At 70.8% G+C, this 7,256-nt stretch carries 4 protein-coding genes and 1 pseudogene; 3 read left to right on the forward strand and 2 right to left on the reverse strand.

Annotated features, from left to right (window positions below; genetic code table 11):
• Positions 1–1,765 (forward strand): annotated as a pseudogene (locus CA983_RS38225) (hypothetical protein); the annotation flags it as partial.
• Between the two features lie 199 nt (positions 1,766–1,964).
• Here CA983_RS38225 and CA983_RS38230 read toward each other — a convergent pair.
• Positions 1,965–3,527, reverse strand: a complete 1,563-nt coding sequence (locus CA983_RS38230) for an APC family permease (protein ID WP_086605313.1) — start codon at positions 3,525–3,527, stop codon at positions 1,965–1,967.
• A gap of 306 nt (positions 3,528–3,833) precedes the next feature.
• Between CA983_RS38230 and CA983_RS49330 the strand changes: the two genes are divergently transcribed.
• The gene (locus CA983_RS49330; RefSeq protein WP_086605314.1) at positions 3,834–4,022 is read left to right on the forward strand and encodes a hypothetical protein; all 189 of its coding nucleotides are present in this window, start codon (positions 3,834–3,836) and stop codon (positions 4,020–4,022) included.
• A 106-nt stretch (positions 4,023–4,128) separates the two neighbouring features.
• On the opposite strand, the gene CA983_RS38240 is transcribed toward CA983_RS49330, so the two are convergent.
• Entirely contained in the window at positions 4,129–4,710 is a 582-nt protein-coding gene (locus tag CA983_RS38240) for a hypothetical protein (protein WP_086605315.1), read from the reverse strand.
• A gap of 401 nt (positions 4,711–5,111) precedes the next feature.
• On the opposite strand from CA983_RS38240, the gene CA983_RS38245 reads away from it, so the two are divergent.
• The coding region (locus CA983_RS38245; protein WP_086605316.1) for a sensor histidine kinase at positions 5,112–7,256 on the forward strand (2,145 nt) is incomplete at its 3' end.

Raw genomic sequence — 7,256 nt, forward strand, 5'->3', positions numbered from 1 at the left:
GGCCGCCCAGCGCGCCGCCGACGACGCCCGCCGCACCGCCCGTGCCCTGCGCGCCGAGCGCTCCGAAATCGCGGGCGCCCCCGACGACGTACCCGAGGACGACGCCCAGACCCCTAAGGCCTCCCTGCCCGCCCTCCGCGAGGCCTACCGCGCGGCGTCACAGCTGTACGAGAAGGTCGGCGTCGGCGCCGACCTGCGGGCCGAGCAGGCCCGTGCCGAGAGCGACGAGAGCGCGGCCCGCGCGGAGCTGGACCGGCTGAGCAACAAGGTCCGTACGCGCGCCGAACAGCTCCTCGAATCCCCCGACGGCTCCGACGGCCCAAGCCGCCAGGCCGCCGCAGCCCGTGCCGAGGAGCTGGTGCAGCTCCTGGAGACCCGCATGTCGAGCGCGAGCGAGCAGCTCGGGCGGCTGCGCGGCGAGGCCGAACGGCACGCGCCCGAGGACGGCGAGGCCCACACCGACCTCCCCGAGGAGCTCCAGCCGCGCGACGCGGAGCACGCGCAGACCCTGCTGCGCACCGCCACGGCAGAACTCGCCTCCCACACCGAGGCGCTGAACCAGGCACGCGAGGCGCACGCCGAGCTCCTCGACGCCCACCGCGCCGCCGAGGACGCGGCGAGCGGCTTCGACGAGATCGCCGCCATGCTCCGCGACCTGCTGCGCGAGCACACCACGGAGGAGGAGCAGGAGGAGACCGAGCCGTACCCCGGCAGCCCGGAGGAGGCACGGCAGGCCGCCGCCGAGGCCCGCCGCTCCCTGCGCGGCTGCGCCGCCGACCTGTCCGCCGCCGAGGCCGCCGTCCGCGAGGCCAGTGACATCCTCGTCCGGCACGCCAACTCCACGCGCTACGAGCAGGTCCGCACCCCGGCACGGCAGCAGATCCGCGAACTGCCCGCCTCCGCGCTGCCCGAACACGCCCAGAAGTGGGCGGACGCCTTCGCACCCCGGCTCCGGGTCCTGACGGACGAGCTGGAGCAGCTGGAGCGCAACCGCGACTCGATCGTGGACCGGCTGCGCGGCCTGGTCGAGTCGGCCCTGGCCACCCTGCGCTCCGCCCAGCGGCTCTCCCGCCTGCCGGAGGGCCTCGGCGAGTGGTCGGGACAGGAGTTCCTCCGCATCCGCTTCGAGGAGCCCGACCAGGCCACGCTCACCGAGCGGCTGGGCGAGGTCATCGACGAGGCGACCCGGGCCGCCGTCAAGAAGAACTCCGACATGCGACGGGACGGCATGTCCCTGCTGCTGCGGGGCGTCGCCGCGGCCCTCCAGCCCAAGGGCGTCGCCGTCGAGATCCTCAAGCCCGACGCGGTGCTGCGCGCCGAGCGCGTCCCCGTCGGGCAGATGGGCGACGTCTTCTCCGGCGGCCAGCTCCTCACCGCCGCGATCGCCCTGTACTGCACGATGGCCGCGCTGCGCTCGAACGACCGGGGCCGCGACAAGCACCGGCACGCCGGCACGCTGTTCCTCGACAACCCCATCGGCCGCGCCAACGCCACGTACCTGCTGGAACTCCAGCGGGCGGTGTCGGATGCCCTGGGCGTCCAGCTCCTCTACACCACCGGCCTGTTCGACACCACCGCGCTGGCCGAGTTCCCCCTGGTCATCCGCATGCGCAACGACGCCGACCTGAGGGCGGGCCTCAAGTACATCAGCGTCGAGGAACACCTCCGCCTGGGGCTGCCGCAGCAGCCCCAGGCGGGGGAGGCGGTACACAGCGAGATCACGGCCACCAGGATGTACAAACGCCCCCCGTCCACGACGCCTTAAGGGGCGAGAGACTGCGGGACCGGCCGCGCCGCCCACGCCGGTCCCGCAGCCGCCGCACGTCGTCGCTGACATCGCTCGGGCCGCCTCCATCACGCACGCGGGGACGGAGGGTCCTCGGACAGCCGGGCCGCCACCACGTTGCCCGCGGTGCCGCCGCCTACGACGGAGTCGGACTCATGCGTGTACTCATGGTCCTCCTTCAGTCGGCCGCCGGGGTGGCGACGGGAGCGGTGGCCATGGCGTCCGAGCGGTGCTCGGCGAGCACGCCGGTCTTGTGCCGCTGGACGAACCAGTAGTAGGCGAAGCCGCCGCCCGCGATGACGGCGACGAACAGCACCGCGCCCCAGCGCAGGTACCAGTGGTAGGGAGCCGTGGCGTTGTAGACGGCGGCCCGCGGCCAGATCAGGTTGAGCGTCATGGCCGCGCCCCACAGCACGGCCACGATGTTGACCGGCAGCCCCCAGCGGCCCAGCGAGAACCGGCCCTCACCCGCGGGCTGCCACTTTCCGCGCAGCCGGGCGACCAGCAGCGGCACCGTGACGCCCAGGTAGGCGAGGTAGATCATGATGATGCCGATACTGGTGACGACGGTGAAGATCTGCGGCTGGCGGATGTTGACCACCAGGATCGCCAGCGCGAGGATGCCGATGATCACGGTCGGCAGGACCGGCGTCTGGAAGCGCGGATGGCACTTGGCCAGCTTCGAGGACGCGGGCAGGTTGTTGTCCCGGGCCATCGCGAACGCCAGCCGGACCGCCGCCGTGTGCACCGCCAGCGCGCACACCGTCACGGCGATCAGCACGCACCACAGCATCGCCTTGCCGGCCGTCGGACCCAGCACGTCCAGGACGATGTACTGCAGGCCGTCCGTGGACAGCTTCTCGCCCTTCAGGCTGGAGACGCTCATCAGCGCGAGCAGCAGGATCAGGCCGCCGAGCACGAAGGACGCGACGATCGCCCGGATGATCGCGCGCGGCGCGTTGCGGGTCGGGTTCAGGGACTCCTCGCCGAGCGAGGCGGCGGTGTCGAAGCCGTACATGACGTACGCCGAGGCCAGCGAGGCCACCAGGAAGGCACCGAGGTATCCGGTGCCGTAGCCCGCGCCGGTGCCGTGCGTCTCCATGACGACCTGGGGACCGCGCGTGATGTGGACAGCGAACAGGACGATCAATACGACAGTGGCGATCAACTCGATGAACACGCCCGCCGTGTTGATCCTGGCCATCAACTTGACGCCGAAGGCGTTCACGAGGGTCGTGAACAGGATCAACACCGCGGCCAGGATGACCGCGTTGGTCGCCACGTCGTACCTACCCGTGCCGTCCCCCACGAACTGGAAGAACGACGAGATCTGCGGCAGCGTCAACTGGTAGGCGAGCGCCACGGCCGATATGGACACGATCGAGGCGATCAACATCATCCAGCCGGCGAGCCAGCCCAGATGCGGATTGCCTGTCTTCTTCGACCAGTTGTAGACGGAGCCCGCCACGGGATAGCGGGCGGCGAGCTCCGCGAAGCACAGGGCGACCATGAACTGGCCGGCGAAGACCATCGGCCACGACCACCAGTAGGCGGGGCCGCCGCTGCCGTAGCCGAAGTAGAACAGCTGGAAGGTGCCGGTGAGGATCGAGATGTAGCTGATCCCGGCGGCGAAGGTGTGGAAGTTGCCGAGGGTGCGTTTGAGTTCGGGTCTGTACCCGAACTCGGTGAGTTCGGCGTCGTCCTGGCGGTGCTGGTCTGTGGACTGCGCGGTCGGTCTCATGGGCGGTTCCTCAAGGGCTGTTCACTCAGGGCAGGCTTGATCAGTCGAACCAACCCTGAGGTGCAGGACGGGTGTTGCGCCAGGTGTGCTTCGTCTCGCGGTACTCGCCGAGCCCCGCAGGGCCGATCTCGAGTCCGAAGCCGGACTGCTTTGCGCGGCACCGGCACCGAAGTGGCCGGACTGCGCGGCACCGGCACCGGCGTGGCCGGACTGTGCGGCACCGGCACCGACGTTTGCCGGACTGCGCGGTACCGTCAGYGTCACCGGCGTGGACCTCACCAACGGCCTCACCCTCCCGCGGACATCGTGACCGGCGCCATCGGCGCCGTCCCCGACACCCCCTGGCCGGTCGGTTCGACCCCGCCCCTGCGCGACGGCGTCCTCTGTGACGACGGCCGTGCGACGGCCCCGCCGCAGGTGGTCGCCGTCAGCGACGTCGCCCGCGTCGGCGGCACCCGCGCCGAGCACTGGACGTCCGCCACCCAGCAGCCCTGAGTCGCCGTCCCCAATCTGCTCGCCGGACGTACCGTCGAGACCGCGGTCGTGGTGCCCTACTTCTCGGCCCGGATCCGGTCGCCTCGCCGCGCCCCGCCGTCACTCTTTACGAGTGGGACAACTGCCCAGCCCCGCCCCGTCGGCGTATTCGCTCCTGCGTCCGCTCGGCGGCGCGCGCCTGCCGTCGGGCGCGGCGCCGCTCGCGTCGCAGGGCCCGTGCCGTGCTGCTCGGCATGGACACCACGCCGTTGCGCTGGCTCCAGACCTGACGCGTCACCCACACGTCGAGCGCTCCCCAGGTCGCCACGATCGTGCTGACCACACTGCTGATCACCATGGGGAACGCCAGCCAGGACCCGGCCATCGTGCACAGGAAGGCCACCATGGCCTGAATCAGCGTCAGAGCGATGAGGAGTACCGACCGCACGGCGGCCGTCCGTACCGGATCCGGCAACCGGCGCCGCCGCGCCGGCTCCTCCACCCACAGGGGCCGGTAGTACTGCTGTTCGCGCACGTCACGGCCCTCCTTGTGAGCCGGAACCCCCGCTTCTCGAGCCGTGGTCTCCGCCTCGTCAGCCAGATGGTCGCGATCCGTCGCTGCGGCCTCTTGACGCGCCGTCACTTGCACCCCACCCACCCTGGGCGCTCCGCGCCGCTCCGCCGTGCCCGTCACCGTGTCACTCCCCACCGCCAGCAGACTGCTCGCTCGTATCCGAAGACCCGTGCTCCCCAGTGGCTGCCCGGCTTGCGCTGTTTTACGCCGCCCGGATGCGGGATGCGGCTCCTGTGGCCGATTCCGCCCCCATTTCCCGTAGAGAAGGACGAACAACCCGCCACGAAGATTCCCAGAAACCGAAAAATTTCAGCCAACCGCCCAGGCGGTTCACAGGCCTTGACCCGCGCCGCCACCATCGGTTTCGGGGAGACAACTCCCGCAATGACCGGACAACTCCACATGCCTCGTGGCTGGCGCGGAAGTTCACCTTCCGGACCGGCTTTCGAGTTCCCTGGGCGTCGGTAGTAGGCTCGCGCCGTTTGTTGACGCACATGTGTACCCCCGGTAGCCGGGGGCCCGAGCTGGGGGAGGCCATGCGCTTTCGCGGGAAGTCCATCCGCCGGAAGATCGTGGCGCTGCTTCTCGTGCCGCTGGTGTCCCTGACCGCGATCTGGGCCTTCGCCACGGTGCTCACGGGACGTGAGGCGGGCGATCTGTTCAACGTGTCGTCCGTGGTGGAGAAGATCGGCTACCCCATCGAGGACACCGTCCGTGTCCTCCAGGAGGAACGCCGCCAGACCCTCGTCTACCTCGCCGACCCCCGTGCCTCCGACGGGCTCGCCGCGCTCCGGCGCAGCCGGACGGCCACCGACGAAGCCGTCGGCAGTATTCGCGACAACGCCCGCAACCCGGACGTGCGCGACGCGATGGGCGCGGACACCGACGAGCGGCTGACCGCGGTTCTGGACGCCTTCGAAGGCATCGAGTCGCTGCGCCGCAGTGTCGAGGACGGCACCGTCAACCGCTCCCAGGCCCTCGACCTCTACAACCGGCTGGTCGACCCGTGTTACGTCCTGCTCGCCAACCTCCACGTCGTCGACAACGTGGAACTGGACAAGCAGTACCGCGCCCTGGTCAATCTCGCCCGCGCCCGCGAACTGCTCTCCCGCGAGGACGCCCTCCTCGGCTCCGCCCTGATCGTCGGCAGGATCTCCCACTCCGAAGAGCGCGACATCTCCGACCTCGTGGCCCAGCGCACCCTGATGTACGACACCAGCCTCCCGCTGCTGCCCGTCTCGGAACGCGACCGCTACGAGAGCTTCTGGAAGAACGCCTCCACCGCTCCGCTGCGCGTGGCCGAGGAAGCGGCCGTCTCCTCCACCGACGGAACACCGCGCGGCGTCACCGCCAAGAGCTGGGACAGCGCCGCCGGCAACGTGCTCGACGAACTCGGCACGCTCAACGACCAGGCCAACGACCGCTACCAGAACCGCGTCGAACCCGTGGCCATGGGCGTCATCGCCAAGGCGGTCATCGCCGGTGTACTCGGTCTGGTCGCTCTCCTGGTCTCCCTCTTCCTGTCCGTGCGCGTCGGCCGCACCCTCATCCGCGATCTGCGGCAGCTGCGTCTGGAGGCCCACGAGGCGTCCGGAGTGCGGCTGCCCAGCGTGATGCGCCGGCTGTCGGCGGGCGAGCAGGTCGACGTCGAGACCGAGGTCCCGCGCCTGGAGTACGACAAGAACGAGATGGGCGAGGTCGGCCAGGCCCTCAACACCCTCCAGCGCGCCGCCGTCGAAGCCGCCGTCAAGCAGGCCGAGCTGCGAGCCGGCGTCTCCGAGGTCTTCGTCAACCTCGCGCGCCGCAGCCAGGTTCTGCTCCACAAGCAGCTCACCCTGCTCGACGCCATGGAGCGCCGGACCGAGGACACCGAGGAACTCGCCGACCTGTTCCGCCTCGACCACCTGACCACCCGCATGCGCCGGCACGCCGAGGGACTCGTGATCCTCTCCGGGGCCGCGCCCTCCCGCCAGTGGCGCAAGCCCGTCCAGCTCATGGACGTCGTACGCGCCGCCGTCGCCGAGGTCGAGGACTACGAGCGCATCGAGGTCCGCCGCCTTCCGCGGATCGCCGTCACCGGCCCGGCCGTCGCCGACATCACGCATCTCGTGGCGGAACTGCTGGAGAACGCCACGGTCTTTTCGCCGCCGCACACCGCCGTCCAGGTCCTGGGCGAGCGGGTCGCCAACGGCTTCACCCTGGAGATCCACGACCGCGGCCTCGGCATGGCCGCCGAAGCGCTCCTGGACGCCAACCTCCGGCTCGCCGAGACCCCCGAGTTCGAGCTGTCCGACACCGACCGGCTCGGCCTGTTCGTGGTCAGCCGTCTCGCCCAGCGGCAGAACGTCCGCGTCTCCTTGCAGCCCTCCCCGTACGGTGGCACGACCGCTGTCGTCTTCATCCCGGACGCCCTGCTGACGGACGACGTCCCGGACACGAACGGCATCGGGTTCCGGCTCGACCGCCCCCAGCTGGCCAAGGAGAGCGAGCCGCAGGACAGCCGCCGCGCCGCGCTGTCCCAGGGATCCGCGCAACGGCCCGGCCTGCCGGCCTCCCTCCTGGACGGACCGGTGGAACTGGAGGCTCCCGTCGACCTGGACGCCATCGGCGACTTCCCCGGCGCTCTCGGGGACGAGGACAGCGGACGCGGCGGCCTGTTCCGTCCCCGCCCCTCCCTCACC

It is taken from the genome of Streptomyces swartbergensis (assembly GCF_002148965.1).
Taxonomy (GTDB): Bacteria; Actinomycetota; Actinomycetes; order Streptomycetales; family Streptomycetaceae; genus Streptomyces; species Streptomyces swartbergensis.

Bases quoted from the DNA above. Each gene is read 5' to 3' on its own strand.
- CA983_RS38230 (WP_086605313.1), bottom strand. From the start codon at position 3,527: ATGAGACCGACCGCGCAGTCCACAGACCAGCACCGCCAGGACGACGCC.